Raw genomic sequence first — 13,740 nt, 5'->3', positions numbered from 1 at the left:
GCCAACAAAATCCGGGACCAAACGCAAACATGCCGCTCAGGATCTATCGTGTCCCAAGCGGCATGCTGTAAATTCTGGTGGGTGATAAGAGATTTGAACTCCTGACATCTTCGATGTGAACGAAGCGCTCTACCACTGAGCTAATCACCCGGTAGCGCGGCTTTTAGCTTTACTCAGCAGCCTGTGCAAGGGGGTCGTCCAGAGAATTTTCGCTGCCCTCGGGCTGGCGCACACGGGCGTTGATGATCTGGCCATTGCCGCCCTTTTTCATGCGCGTGACCTTCAGCTTGCCAAGCGGAACAAGGTTCAGCTCGCGCCCTTCGGCCAGCGCCTCGCCCAAGACGGCCAAGGCGGCTTCGATCGCCGGTTTCGCATCACGTTTCTTGATGCCGGAGCGTTCGACCGCCAGATCGACCAATTCCTTTTTCTTCATTTCCGGCTGCGGGATGACGGGGATGTCCTCGACCTGCACCGCATCACCACCATCTGTGGTGGCGTGAAGCACGTCTTCGTTGGCGTCAATTGTCTCGTCCAGCGTGACGTTGGCCGTGGTCGGTGCCGATTTGGGCGTCGTCGTTTTACGGGTTGTCGTGGTTTTGCGTTTGGTTGCCATGATATCTAACTCTGCTCGATTGCGCGCCGTGGTGGACCACGGTCGTGTGATTTTCTGCACAAAGGTTAACTTAAATCAGGCAAACGATCCAGTGCCGGGTTGACGAACCGGCCCGAGGCTTTGCAATTTTGGCGTGAAATCAATGCTTAGGGGACAAAAATGAAGCATTTCGCCATCGCCGCCGTTATCTTGGGCGCTGCTAGCGCCGCCACTGCAGGCAGCCTTGACGCGCCAGCCGATCCGCCGGTCATGGCACCTGCAGTCATCGCAGAAGAAGCCGCCAGCAGCTCCGCGCCGTCTGCCATGTTCGTTCTGGCGCTGATGACTGTCGCGATGTTTGGCGCGGCGGCATCGTCAAACTAACAACAGCAGTTCTATTGATAGCAAAGGCCCGGTCCCGTCTCGGGGACAGGGCGATTGTCATAGGCTGATCAAGGTGTGCCGAGGCGGAGCCCTTCGCCCGCATCGAAATACCCGTAGGCCCCGACCCGGCGCAGCGCGCCATCTGCCGTGGCCCACTGTACCGTGGCGCGATGGTTGCGCACCTCATGCATGATCGCATCATAGCGCAGAACCAGATCGGCGGGATCAAACGCCGTGCTGACAAAGGTCCAGTCCGTCACGATCATGGCGAACTGCCCGACGTGATCGTGAAACGCCGATTGCACCCGCGCCCCCTCGAAGGCCAAGGGCACCGCCAAAGCGCCGTCCATGATCTGCAGATGCGACGCCATATAGGCTGCAAGCGCTTGGGCCAGATCATCCGGCAGCGCCTCGCCCTCAGGCACGTCTTCGAGCGCGATCAGGTCGGGGGCCGCAGCGATCAATTCCTCGACCGGGAACTGAACACGCAACTGCACCACATCATCATTCTGACGCAGGACAAGGGCGCTTCCCGGCAAGGCATGCGCCAACACCGTGCCCGTACCGGCCAACAGGCCGGCGCAAGCAATCAGGGCCGCGCGCAGGATCATTCGGTTTGCCCACCGTAATCATCCGTCTGGTCACGCCAGACCGAATGCGGGTGGTTGCCAACCTTGTCGGTGGATTTGTTCGACTGCAGCGAGAACTCGATCCACAAAGACGGGCCATGCACGCGGACATAATCGTCCTCTGCACTCAGCTGCGGCGTGCCTGTGAAACCAAGGTAGGTTTCCGACAGCTCGTCGGTGTATTTCTCCATGTAGGCGTCCGCTTCTGCCTGCGAAATATCGCCCACATAGGTCTTGATCGCCGCCAGAAGCAGCTCCGTCTGGTCGCTGTCCAGCTCGGAGACCGGCATCCCCTCGAAACTGTCGGGAATGGCGTCATCCGACTGCGGACCGGCAAGAATATCTCGGTATGTCCCCTCCAACGTGGCGGCTTCGCGCTGATCGTCCGACAGCGCCGATAGCAGAGCGGCAAAGGCATCCCGCTCCTGCGTCAGCGGTTCATTCACGCGGCCATTCATCTCGAAGTAGGGAAAGGGTTCGACCCCACGGAACGACGGCGTTGCACCGGCCAGGGCACCATCCACATAGGTGTTGGCAAAGGCCATGTGATGTCCACCGTAATACAGCTCCCACACTCCGGTTGTGCCCGGCGTGCCAAGGAAAGCGAATTTGGTGTTGAACGACGAATAGCCCGCTTTGTAATCGGTGCTGACCGTGTTGATGTAGTCGTCCGCGTTCAAGGTCTGGACCATCTCGTCCCAGCCCTCATCGACGTCGCCGCTGGTGGCCTCGAGCATGATCGCCTTCACAAGCCCGCGCTGTTTGATGTTGAGCTCACCCAACAGCACGCCGGGACGCTTGGGAAAGGCGCCTGCGGGCAGGTTGCTCCAGTACTCCGCCTCTGTGCGGGAATAGTCCACCTGAAGGTGCTCCATCACCTCGTCCGAGACATCGGTTTTTAGCAGCTCGATCAGGCATAGCATGCGATCATAGCTGGCAGACTGGTCACAATCAGCGGCACTTTCGGGGATCGGCACGGATTCCATGAGCGTGCTGGTATCCCCCATCCGCGCCTGCAATGCATCGCTCAACGCCTGATCTTCTTCAGACATTTTCGGCGGGCCACCATCGGCGGGCGGGCCATCCCCCTGCCCTTGGGCAAAGGCCGTAGAGCAAACCAACACCAGCGCGGCCGCACTGGACAAAAGATCGACGTGACGCGGCATGGGACACCTTTTGAATAAGTCAGAGTAATTGAACGATAGGTCGGGCTTACCCAAGGTCAAACATGTCATTACCAATTGGTTAATTCTAAGCGCTGTCTACGGGTTGCCACGGAATACCACGCGCGGATAAGGGCCTGGTGGTCTTGGCACAACGGCACGGCTCACCGGTCAAAATCTGAAGGGTGAGACTTCCGTCGCTTCTGGCCAGGGCGATGCGCACACCGCGCACCCCGGACCGACATCCTTCGGTCATTCGGGGCCTGCCGTTGGTGCCCAACCCCAGATGCGGCTGTTCCTCTTTTATCATGCACCTTCAACGTATTGCCACGCAGTGGCCTTACGCTCCGTTGCACGTCCGGACCAAACGGACCGGATGATAGTCACCCTTTGCGCTGCGCATCGACCGTCAGGGCGGCAAGACGATAGAAACCGTGCGCCATCTTGGTGAAGGGCATCAGCAGAAAAAAAGCGAGCACCGCACCAAGGTGCAGCATCAGAAGCGCCGGCATCGCAGGCGTCTGGCCAAGTACATAAAGCCCCAGCCCGCTGAAGGCCACGAAACCCAGCAACCCGATGAACGCAAGTTCGCCGCCAAAGGCGCGGGCGGCCCCCAGCAGACGGTCCGCGCGCAGCTTCAACCGGATCATCTCGACACAGCCAACGGTCAGAAGCAGACCACCTGCGAGTCCCAGCAGTTTCGGCAGGGAGAACAGCCCATAAGGCGCGGGCATGTCAAAGACGTAATGCATGATTGTTGCGACACTGGTCGCAGCAAAGCACAACAAGAAGCCGTACATCACCGCCTGATGCACGGCGCGGCGGGCGTGGGTGAAGCGGTCTTCGTCCTCGAAGTTACAGCCGTCACCATGACCGCCTTTGAGGTTTTTCATATTGGCGGCTTGTCCCACGGCTGCGATCAGGTGGCGTGGCCGAAACGGCCCGGCCCCTACATGTCGCCAGTACCGGCGCAGGCTGATCGCGATGCTGATCAAGGGAAAGACAAAGGCGGGCAAGAAAATTGCCAACATCGCGTTGTGCGACAGAACGGCATAGAACCCTTCGCCGCCGGACGCGGCCAAGGCGCGTGCCGCCCAGAACAACAGGGCAAATCCCACGACAGTCACAAGTGTGATCAGCAGGCCATTTTTCTGGAATGCGCGACCGGCGGCTTGGGGAAAGGCGAATGTCTCCCAACTGTCCTGCCGCACATTGGCCAGCGCCTGCGGCAGGTTCAGGTCGAATTCATGCGGGGCGGTGTATTGGCACGCGTAGTAACAGCCGCGACAGTTATGGCACAGGTTGGCCAGCTGTATCAGATCCCCGTCGGCAAAGGCGCGTTCCGCATGCAGCGCTGGAAAGACCGAACAGTAGCCTTCGCAGTAGCGGCAGGCGTTGCAGATTTCGGCTTGACGGCGGGCTTCTTGCAAAAGATCAGCTTGCATTTGCATGGGCGGCGGCCTCCTTGCCTGCGATACGTCCGAAAACGGTTCCGATGGTCATGCCAAAACCGGCAAGATACCCTTGGCCCAAAATCGACCCGGCCATGGTTTCCCCGGCGGCCCAAAGGTTCCTGACGGGGCGGTTGCCGATGGCGCATTGCGCGTTTTCGTCGACCTTCAGGCCCAGATAGGTAAAGGTGACGCCGGTGCGCAGCGCGTAGCCGTAAAACGGCGGGTCGGTGATCGGGCGGGCCCAGTTGGTTTTGGGCGGGTTCAGGCCCGTCGTGGCGACCCCGTCCAGTTCGGTCGGCTGAAACCCTGTGGTATCACCGCAGCAGTTGTTGAATTCACGCACCGTCTGCAGCAACGCTTCAGGCGGCAGGCCCATCTTCTGCGCCAGTTCTTCCAGCGTGTCCGCTTTGATCGGCGGGAAAACCGACGGCATGAACAGGTTCAGGGATTTTGCGTCGATAATGGCATAGCCCACCTGATCGGGCTGGGCCGCAACCAGCCGCCCCCAAATGGCGTATCGCTTGGGCCAGACGTCTTCGCCCTCGTCATAGAACCGCTGGGCATCTTTGTTGACCACGATGGAGAAGGGCACGCAGTCCAGCCGCGTGACAATGCCGCCGTCGAATTTCGGGGCGCGCCCGTCGATGGCGACCGCATGGCATTGTGTCGGATCCCCCACCTGCTCAACGCCCTGATCCAACAGATCGGCAAGGACCACGCCACGGTTGTAGGCCGTGCCACGGATCAAAAAGTTCTTGGCCGCAGGCCCCCATGCCCGCGCCAGCCAATCGGTATCCGCCTGAAACCCGCCAGAGGCTGCCACCACAGCCTTGGGTGTGATACGATGCTGGGCACCATCGTGGGTGTAGTCTACGCGTGTCACGCGGTCATCTTCCATCTCCAGATGGGTGACCTGCGCCTTGTACAGCACCTGCACGCCAAGCGCCTTGGCCGTGCGATAATAGGCGTTGACCAGACCTTTGCCGCCGCCGAGGAAGAAGGCATTCGTTCGGGCCAGTGACAGGGTGCCCGACAGCGAGGGTTGAAACCGGACGCCGTGTTCCTGCATCCACGGCAGGCACTCCTCGGAGCAGCGGATGGCCAGACGGGCCAGCCCTTCGTCGGTCTTGCCAGCTGTGACCTTCATCAGATCGGCAAGGTATTCGTCCTCGGTGTAGCTGTCGACCAACGGCCCTAGCGGCCCGTGATGCATGCAGCGAAAGTTGCGTGTATGGCGCGAGTTACCACCACGATAGGGCTTTGGCGCGGCCTCAAGGATCAGCACATGCGCCCCGGTTTTGGCCGCAGTGATCGCCGCACAAAGCGCGGCGTTGCCGCCCCCGATGATGGCAATGTCAGGCGAAGGATGGGTCATAGCAGGTCCCCGTCAAAGCTCGGCGCCTGATCGGGGCGGGCGCGCAGGGCGCGGACCCGAACGCGTTGTGCCGCCTCGATATGGGCGCGCATCGCCGCCTCTGCCAATGCGGTGTCCCGCGCCTTTATGGCCTCCAGCACGCCAAAGTGCTCCTCCACCGCCTGACGCCCTCTGTCGCTGTCGGTCAATGTGGTCGGCCCAAGGATCATCAGCGCCTTTTGCAGGGTTTGAATGGACCGCGTCAGGAACCGGTTCTTTGCCGCATCCAGAAGTGCGGCGTGAAACTGCCGGTTCAGGATAAAAGCCTCGGGGTCATTCCCCAGCGCCGCCATCTGACGGTTCATCTCGAACAACTCTTCGATTTCAATGTCTGACGCTGCGCGCGCGGCCAGCCTTGCAGCGGTCCCCTCCAAGACGGCGCGCATTTCGTAAAGCTCCATCACCTCGGCGTAGTCCAGCGTTCGGATGCTGGCGCCCTGACGCGGCACATGGGTGACGATCCCGTCCCCTTCGAGCTGGCGGATCGCCTCGCGCACAGGGGTGCGCGACATGCCAAGCCGTTCGGCCAGTTCGGTCTCGCGCAAGCGGTCGCCGGGGTTCAACCGGCCTTCGCGCAGTTCTGTCAACAGGCGGGCGTAGGCGCTGTTTCCCTGCGGGGCGCTGTCGTCTGTGCTGGTCATGGGACCTCCCGGAATCATCTTGTATGCAATTGGATACAAGCGTATGCACACAGGGGTCAAGCCACTCAGGAGGTCAAAATGAGCCCTATGCACCCCTCGCATCTGAAGGCACGCGGAACCACGCTGGCACTGGCCGGCGTAGGCACCGCGTTGTTCTGGTGGCTTGATCTGCCGCTGCCCTTCCTGTTCGGGCCGATGGCGTTCTGCCTGATCGGAGCGTTGGCGCATCTGCCGATGAAGGGCTTTGGCGAGGTCTCCGTGGCGGCGCGCACGATTCTGGGCGTGGCGGTGGGGGCCTCTATCACGCCAGAGGTCATCGCCCAGCTGCCGCGCATGGCGCTGTCCGTGGCCCTGATCCCTGTGTTCATAGCGCTCATCGCCGTTGTGGGTGTCCCGTTCTTTCGCAGAATCTGGGGCTTTGACGCGCCGACGGCCTATTATGCGGCGATGCCCGGTGGGTTGCAGGACATGGTGATTTTCGGCACCGAAGCAGGCGGCAACCCGCGCGCCTTGTCGCTGGTACATGCCACGCGGGTTCTGATCATTGTCACGCTGGCCCCGTTCTTTTTGTCCCACGTCTACGGCGCGGCGCTGACCAACCCCATTGGTGCGCCCGTATCCGACCTGCCGGTGCATGAGCTGGCGATCATGGCCGCGGCGGCGCTGATCGGGTGGAAGGGGGGCGCGCGTCTGGGTCTGTTCGGCGCCTCGATCCTTGGTCCGATGATCGTCACGGCTGTTTTGTCGCTCAGCGGGATCATCCACTTTCGCCCCCCGGCCGAGGCGATCCTTGCGGCGCAGTTCCTGATCGGATGCGGCATCGGTATCCATTTTCTCGGCGTCACATGGGCCGAGCTGACCCGCGTGGTGGCAGCGGGTATCGCCTATGTTGTGGTTTTGGCCGCGTTGGCGGCGGGCTTTACCGCGCTGGTCACCGCCTTGGGGCTGGGCGCACCGGTCCCTACGTTTCTGGCCTTCGCCCCCGGTGGACAGGCAGAGATGACGGTTCTGGCCATCGTAACGGGGGCGGATTTGGGTTTTGTCATCACCCACCACCTGACGCGCATCGTGATCGTGATCGTCGGCGCGCCGGTGGTGGCACGTCTTATGGCACGTAGACGGACGGGTTGATCATGTGGATCGGCGCGCCATCCGCATAAGCCTTCACCTGTTCAAAAATGTCGGCAAATTGTTTGTCGAACTCGTCTTCGGTCACGAAACCGATGTGCGGCGTGGCGATCAGATTGGGATGTGCCAGCAGCGGGTCCGCCGCATCGCGCAAGGGTTCGCTGTCGAAGACATCCACGGCGGCGACACCGGGGCGACCGGCATTCAGCCCATCCAGCAACGCACCGGGCGCGATCAGCCCCGCGCGGGATGTGTTCACCAGCACGGATTTCGGCCCCATGTGGGCCAGATCCTCGGCGGTGACGATGCCACGCGTTTGCGCGTTCAGCCGCAAATGGAGCGAGACCACATCGCTGTCCGCGAAAAACGCCGCGCGGCTTGGCGCCACCTCTTGGCCATCGGCGGTTGCACGGGCGCGGCCCTCCTCGGACGCCCACCAGACCACATCCATGCCGAAGGCACGCGCATAGTCCGCCACCGCGCGACCGATCCGCCCGTAGCCATACAGGCCCAGACGCCGCCCGCGTAAGGTACGCCCCACCCCCATCTGCCAGCCGCCCGCTTTGGCGCTGGCCATCTGCTGCGGAAGCTGTCGCATCGCAGACAGGATCAGCGCAAAGGTAAGCTCTGCTGCGGCATAATTCGCGCCATCCGCGCCCTTGTTCGAGCACAGCAGAACGCCCGCGTTGGTACAGGCCTCCACATCCACATGGGGATAAGCCCCGCGCTGCGAAATCAGCCGCAGGTTCGGGAGATGATCCAGCAGCGCGCGCGTGACCTTTGTGCGTTCGCGGAACAAAACGACACAGTCCGCGTCTTTGACACGACCGGCCAGTTTGACCGGATCGGGTTCATGATCGGTCCAGACGGTGACGTCATGGCCGCTGAGCAGGTCGAAACAGGGAAGCCCCCGCAGGGTGTCGAACCAGTCGTCAAGGATATGGATTTTCATGCGTCCCCCTCAGCCCTGACCCGCGAGCGCTTTGATCGCGCGGCTGACACGCTCGTGCAGCACGCTCAGATCGCCCGACGGGCTTTCGGTTTTGTCCATGCGCGCGCACAGATCGGCGCGGATCGCTTCGAGGTCACGGCGCGCATTGCTGAGTTTTTCGTAATCGGTCATGGCGTGTCCAATCAGGGTCAGTGCGAAAGAAGAACGGGGATTTTGCTATGGGTCAGAATGTCCGAGGTGACCCCGCCAAAGAAATCCTCGCGGAATTTGGAATGCTCATAGGCGCCAAGCACCAAAAGAGAGGGGTCATGTTTGCCGCACCACGTCAGCAGGGTCTCTGCGACGGGATGGGTGTCGGGCCAGTCTTCATGCACGGCCGCGACCCCGTGACGGTCAAGATGCGTCAGCAGGTCATCCACCGGCCAGTCGCTGCGGGGGCCGACGGTCAGAACGCTCACACGGCCCTCATCTTCGAGAAGCCGGAGGCTGTCCGACAACGCCCGCGCGGCGGCGCGTCCGCCGTCCCAGACCAGCGCGGCGTGGCTGTGATCGGCACCGGCATCATATCCCGCAGGAACGACCACAACGGGCCGTCCCGACATCAAGGCAATGCGGTCGGGATGCAAGGTGACGTGCTCGTCATCGGTGTCTGCCCGACTGCCAACAATCAGCATATCGTAGTGCCGCGCCGCCTGTGACAAAACATTGTCAACGCGTCCGGTCACTTCCTTCAACTGAAGGGCATTGGCCAGCCCAAGTGCTGCGCGCTCTGCCTCGAACCGGTCAGCGATCTCTTGGATGATATCGGCATTCGCCGCCTCCAGCAGGCTGCGGGCCTCTTGCGGGATCCAGCGTGAGCGGCGGTCGATGACTTCGTGGCCGGTGTGGGCGAGCATCGCCGTGACATGGGCGTCGAACCGACGTGCAAGCGCTGCCGCATAGCGCAATGCGGCCACCGCGCCGTCAGATCCGTTGAACGCCACCAAAAGGTTCATCATCGGCATGTCAGTGCCCCTTCCACACGCTGCCTGGCACATAGACCATTCCATCGGCCAATTTGCGCGCTGTGCGCAGCAGACCGGCGGAGTTCAGCGAGAAACTGTTGTTCATCTCGAAATCCACCAGCACCTCGATTGTGCCGGAGGCGTGTTCCAGAACCACGTTGGCTGGGCTGGTATCTGGACGATCAAGCAGACCGTCCGCCACGGTACCCGGTGTCAGCGCGCAGGAAGCGAGACACTGCGACCCCGTCACAGCCATCGACGGGTGCGTGGTCCACGGCATGAAATACCGGGTACAGATCGTGCCGCCGTCCTTGGGCGGGGCCAGCAGGCCGAATTTCGGCGTCACGGATTTGGTCACATCCCCCATTCCCATGGCCGCGCCCGCCTGCAGGCGGATCGCCTCCATCCGGGCAAAAAGGTCCGTGTTCGCGTTCAGCGTCTCGACGCTCTCATAGCCTGTCAGGCCAAAGTCCGACGCGCGTGCGATCACCATTGGCATGGCCACGTCCATGCAGGTGACCTCGATCCCGTCGAAGGTGTCGCGCAGATTGCCGGTGGGCAGGAACGCGCCCGTCGACGATCCCACAACCCCCATGAAGTTCAGCGCAATCGGTGCCGCCGTTCCGGGAACACCGGCGATCGCCGCATCTCCGTCATAGCGCATTTTACCATTCGGGGTCTGGACCCGCGCCAGAACCTGTGCGCCGGTGTTGACCGACCGGATCTTGACCTCGGTTTCCTCACCTGTGGGGGTCACAAGACCCATTTCGATCGCCGCAGGGCCCACGCCCGACAGGATGTTGCCGCAGGTGGGTTTGAAATCCACCAAGCGATCCTCCACCGACACTTGGGCAAAGAAGTAGTCCACATCGGCCCAGTCGTCGTCCGATGGCGACAGCATAGCCACCTTGGTGGTGACCGCCACGCCGCCGCCGATGCCATCTATGTTGATCTTGTGCCCCGATCCCACAACCGCCAGCAGCACCTCGGCCAGCGTGTCGAGGTCTTCGGGAAGGTCGGCGCGGTTGAAATACGGCCCACGGGACGTCCCACCACGCATGAAGACATAGGGAATGCCTGTCTGTGTCATGTCATTCGCTCCGTTGGATTATTTCAGCGGCCAGGGCATATCGACCGCGTCCTGCAGCAGCCCCGGCGGGAAATCGCGATTCAGCGATCCGGCCATCACACACATCAGCGCGATGCCTGCGGCAGTCAGGATCAGCGTCTTGGGCCACGGGGCCTGTGCGCGCACCCGCAGGAAGGCGATCAAGAAGCCGAGCAGTGCGAGGATGAAACCCACGAAATACGTCGCAAGGATGAGGCCCGCGAACCACGCGAGGGTGCCCCACAGGCCATAGGGCGCATCTGCGTCCTCGCCTGCGCGTTCCTTGTCGGCAAAGACGGTGTCGGTCTCGGGGCGCAGGATCATCTGCACCAGCAGGATCAACAAAGCGGCCAGCGTGATGCCCCCGATGACCAGCGGCACGATCTTGTCCGTCATATTGTAGTCGGGGATCATGTTGGCGTTGATCAGCGCGGCCACGACATAGGCCATGATGACCAGCAAAAACACCAGCGGCGCGCGCTTCGACCCGGACTGGACGTCGCCCTCGGCCATGATGGATTTCGCCTGACGCAGACCCAGAACCACCGACAGCACCGTGATGATCAACAACACGATCACGATGGGCGAGAACAGGTAGTCCATGCCGTCCTCGAACGACTTACGGAACCGGAAGGAGGCGATCTGAAACGCTTGGTTAGAGAATTTCTCCACCGGGTTGGACAGCACGAAGCCAATCAGGAAGGCGGGGCGCGACCAGTCAAACCGGCGCAGGAAAATGCCGATCAGGCCGATGGCAAACAGCGCAAGGATGTCCTCGAAATTCTGGCCCGACTGGAACGCGGCAAAGCTGATCAGCATGAACAAGAACGGCGCGAGGTAGGTGAACCGGATCGTCGTCAGGCGCGCGATCCCGCCAGAGGCCGCAATGCACAGCAATGTGCCAACCACATTGGCCAGCGCCAGCAACCAAACGATGGAATAGGTGATATCGAGATTGTCGCGCAGCATGGACGGGCCGACTTCGATATCGCCCGACCCCAGCAGGGCAATCGCCCCGATAAAGATGGCCATCGACCCCGATCCCGGGATACCGAACAGCAGCGTTGGCACCAGCCCACCGCCTTCCTTGGCATTGTTCGAGCTTTCGGGGCCCACGACGCCGCGGATCTCGCCCTTGCCAAAGTTCGACTTGTCCTTGGTGGTCTGCACCGCGTGGCCATAGGCGATCCAGTCCACGACCGAGCCACCAAGCCCGGGGATCACACCCACCACCACACCGATCAGCGAACAGCGCAGGGACAGCCATTTGTTGGCCACCCAGTCACGCACACCGTCGCCCCAGCCAGCGCCCAGTTCAGCGTTCTTGGCGATGGCACGGTCTTGGCGCAGCAGGCTGACGATTTCCGGCACGGCAAAGATGCCAAGGCCCACGATCACCAGTTTCAGCCCGTCCGTCAGATAGGGGATGTCGTAAGTGGCCATGCGCAGGCTGCCGCCCGCGTCCGCCTCGCCAATCGTGCCGATCAGCATGCCCAGCCCCGCGGCGGCGAGCCCTTTCAACGCCACGCGCCCAGCCAGCACAGCCACCATCGACAGGCCGAGGATCGAGATCATCAACATTTCCGGCAGGCCGAAGGCCAGCACTAGGGGCCGCGCCACCACGATGAACATGGTCAGGAAGGCCGCCCCCACCAGCCCGCCAAACAAAGACGAGGTAAAGGCCGCCGACAACGCCCGCGCCGCCTGCCCCTTTTTGGCCAAGGGGAAGCCGTCGAGCACCGTCGCCTGTGACGCGGAACTGCCGGGGATGCCCATCAGGACCGAGGCGAAGGTGTCAGAGGTCGGCACCACGGCCACCATCCCCACCATAAGCGCCAAACCCAAAAGCGGGTCCATACCGAACATGAATGGCAAAAGCAGCGACAGACCCGCGATGCCGCCAAGGCCGGGGAAGACACCGACCGCAAGGCCCATCACAACGCCCAGCACAAGATAGCCAAGGACAACAGGTTGCAAAATCATGGCCCATGCCTGGCCAAGCGCAGGCAGGGCGGTGGCGAAAAGGTCCATCGCACCGGCTTTCATTCAGGAATTTCAGGGAGTGTAAGTGCGCCCCCGCAGCAAACCGCGCGGGGGCGATGGGCGCCCGCTTAGTTCAGCGAAACGCCGTAGGCGTCCTGCAACCAGTTGGTCACAAAAGCTTTCGCCTCGTCCGAGACGGTCGTGCCTGCGGTGGTCGCGGCTTGCGCGCCTTCACCGACGAACACGTCATATTTGCCCACACGCTTGGCCGCGATGGTGGCGAAATCGTCGCGATTGCGCACCGCGTCAAAAGCAGCAGCATAGGTGTCGCGCACGTCGTCAGGTGTGCCAGCGGGCAGGAAGGCGATCTTTTGAACCGGGAAACCTGCGACAAAGAAGGCCTTCCACGCGTCCCATGCCTCTCCCGAGGTCTCGCAGCCGTCGGTCGCTTCGCAGACTTCCTTGAAGGTCGGGATGTCCGGGAATGTCGGGTCGCGCACGATGTTGCCGTCAGCGTCCAGTGCGCCCCATGTCATCATCGGAACGGCTTTGCCCGCGTCGACCAGATCGGTGGAGCCGCCCAGATAGCCAGACGAGGTCTGGTAATCGATGGTGGCTTCGCCGCGTTCAAACATCAGACGCCCATCGCCGCGACCCTTGATGCCGAACACCGGCTCGACATTCATGCCCAGCATTTCCCATGCCAGCAGCGGCACCAGATCCAGACGCGTTGCCCCCTGCGAGCCATAGATGAAATCGATGTCTTGCAGATTGTTGGCGGTGCCGTCGAATTTCGCACCATCTTCGGCGTTCAGATACGCCACACCGCCGGTGCCCGATGCCATGACCGGCACCCAGTCGCTGTATTCGTAACGCACGCGCGGATCGCCCAGCAGGTAGGGGAATTGCGTCGACCCGGAGGTGCCGAACAGGACGGTGCCGTCCTCGTGCTCTTGTTCCTGAAACCAGTTCGCGCCTTTGGTGGAACCGGCGCCCGGCATGAATTTCACCACAACAGTGGGGTTGCCGGGCAGCTCTTCGGACAAAAGCGGCGCAAAAAAGTTGGCCCATTTCGCCGAGCCGCCGGTTTCCGAGAAGGGAATGACCCATTCGATTGTCTTGCCGGACATGTCGACCTCGGCCAGTGCCGGGGCTGCGATCAGAGTGGCTGCTGCAACCGAGGTTGCGAGTTGCTTGATGGTCATTGGTGTCCTCCCGTAGACCTTGCAGGCGCCGAAAACTTTCCGGCACCATTGAAATTATCTTCTCAAGGGAATGATTCCCTCCT

At 61.9% G+C, this 13,740-nt stretch carries 14 protein-coding genes and 1 tRNA gene; 2 read left to right on the top strand and 13 right to left on the bottom strand.

Annotated features, from left to right (window positions below; all coding sequences use genetic code 11):
• Window positions 1-75 precede the first annotated feature (75 nt).
• Together ACN5AZ_RS14540 and ACN5AZ_RS14535 are read right to left on the bottom strand one after the other, a co-directional pair.
• Window positions 76-150 (bottom strand) — tRNA-Val (locus tag ACN5AZ_RS14540).
• A 19-nt stretch (window positions 151-169) separates the two neighbouring features.
• The gene (locus ACN5AZ_RS14535; RefSeq protein ID WP_419429613.1) at window positions 170-613 is read right to left on the bottom strand and encodes an HU family DNA-binding protein; all 444 of its coding nucleotides are present in this window, start codon (window positions 611-613) and stop codon (window positions 170-172) included.
• Between the two features lie 159 nt (window positions 614-772).
• Between ACN5AZ_RS14535 and ACN5AZ_RS14530 the strand changes: the two genes are divergently transcribed.
• Window positions 773-976: a hypothetical protein gene (locus tag ACN5AZ_RS14530; protein ID WP_419429612.1), complete on the top strand. Its 204-nt coding sequence runs from the start codon at window positions 773-775 to the stop codon at window positions 974-976.
• 68 nt (window positions 977-1,044) lie between these two features.
• Here ACN5AZ_RS14530 and ACN5AZ_RS14525 read toward each other — a convergent pair whose 3' ends face one another.
• The 5 genes from ACN5AZ_RS14525 to ACN5AZ_RS14505 all read right to left on the bottom strand — a co-directional run bounded on the left by ACN5AZ_RS14525 (window position 1,045) and on the right by ACN5AZ_RS14505 (window position 6,277).
• Entirely contained in the window at window positions 1,045-1,587 is a 543-nt protein-coding gene (locus ACN5AZ_RS14525) for a hypothetical protein (RefSeq protein WP_419429611.1), read from the bottom strand.
• Window positions 1,584-2,771, bottom strand: a complete 1,188-nt coding sequence (locus ACN5AZ_RS14520; RefSeq protein WP_419429610.1) for a DUF3500 domain-containing protein — start codon at window positions 2,769-2,771, stop codon at window positions 1,584-1,586. Before ACN5AZ_RS14520 ends, ACN5AZ_RS14525 begins: the two co-directional genes overlap by 4 nt.
• Before the next feature lie 380 nt (window positions 2,772-3,151).
• Entirely contained in the window at window positions 3,152-4,213 is a 1,062-nt protein-coding gene (tcuB, locus tag ACN5AZ_RS14515; RefSeq protein WP_419429689.1) for a tricarballylate utilization 4Fe-4S protein TcuB, read from the bottom strand.
• Window positions 4,203-5,597, bottom strand: coding sequence for an FAD-dependent tricarballylate dehydrogenase TcuA (tcuA, locus tag ACN5AZ_RS14510; protein ID WP_419429609.1), 1,395 nt, complete (start codon window positions 5,595-5,597; stop codon window positions 4,203-4,205). Before tcuA ends, tcuB begins: the two co-directional genes overlap by 11 nt.
• On the bottom strand, window positions 5,594-6,277 hold the full coding sequence (locus tag ACN5AZ_RS14505) for a GntR family transcriptional regulator (protein WP_419429608.1): 684 nt from the start codon (window positions 6,275-6,277) through the stop codon (window positions 5,594-5,596). The genes tcuA and ACN5AZ_RS14505 overlap by 4 nt, the downstream gene beginning before the upstream one ends.
• A gap of 78 nt (window positions 6,278-6,355) precedes the next feature.
• Between ACN5AZ_RS14505 and ACN5AZ_RS14500 the strand changes: the two genes are divergently transcribed.
• Window positions 6,356-7,408: an AbrB family transcriptional regulator gene (locus tag ACN5AZ_RS14500; protein WP_419429607.1), complete on the top strand. Its 1,053-nt coding sequence runs from the start codon at window positions 6,356-6,358 to the stop codon at window positions 7,406-7,408.
• On the opposite strand, the gene ACN5AZ_RS14495 is transcribed toward ACN5AZ_RS14500, so the two are convergent.
• The 6 genes from ACN5AZ_RS14495 to ACN5AZ_RS14470 form a co-directional block, all read right to left on the bottom strand.
• Entirely contained in the window at window positions 7,383-8,357 is a 975-nt protein-coding gene (locus ACN5AZ_RS14495) for a D-2-hydroxyacid dehydrogenase family protein (protein ID WP_419429606.1), read from the bottom strand. The two genes, ACN5AZ_RS14500 and ACN5AZ_RS14495, sit on opposite strands and share 26 nt — an antisense overlap.
• Before the next feature lie 9 nt (window positions 8,358-8,366).
• A complete protein-coding gene (locus ACN5AZ_RS14490) occupies window positions 8,367-8,528 on the bottom strand; it encodes a hypothetical protein (RefSeq protein WP_419429605.1) in 162 nt (53 codons plus the stop codon).
• A gap of 17 nt (window positions 8,529-8,545) precedes the next feature.
• Entirely contained in the window at window positions 8,546-9,361 is an 816-nt protein-coding gene (locus ACN5AZ_RS14485) for a universal stress protein (RefSeq protein ID WP_419429604.1), read from the bottom strand.
• Between the two features lies 1 nt (window position 9,362).
• Window positions 9,363-10,451, bottom strand: a complete 1,089-nt coding sequence (locus ACN5AZ_RS14480) for a 4-oxalomesaconate tautomerase (RefSeq protein ID WP_419429603.1) — start codon at window positions 10,449-10,451, stop codon at window positions 9,363-9,365.
• 18 nt (window positions 10,452-10,469) lie between these two features.
• On the bottom strand, window positions 10,470-12,500 hold the full coding sequence (locus ACN5AZ_RS14475; protein WP_419429688.1) for a tripartite tricarboxylate transporter permease: 2,031 nt from the start codon (window positions 12,498-12,500) through the stop codon (window positions 10,470-10,472).
• Window positions 12,501-12,580: 80 nt separating this feature from the next.
• Entirely contained in the window at window positions 12,581-13,657 is a 1,077-nt protein-coding gene (locus ACN5AZ_RS14470; RefSeq protein WP_419429602.1) for a tricarboxylate transporter, read from the bottom strand.
• Between the last annotated feature and the right edge of the window lie 83 nt (window positions 13,658-13,740).

The sequence above is a fragment of the Sagittula sp. SSi028 genome, from assembly GCF_048553715.1.
GTDB lineage: Bacteria > Pseudomonadota > Alphaproteobacteria > Rhodobacterales > Rhodobacteraceae > Sagittula.
This window is presented reverse-complemented; position numbering and strand designations above follow the sequence as displayed.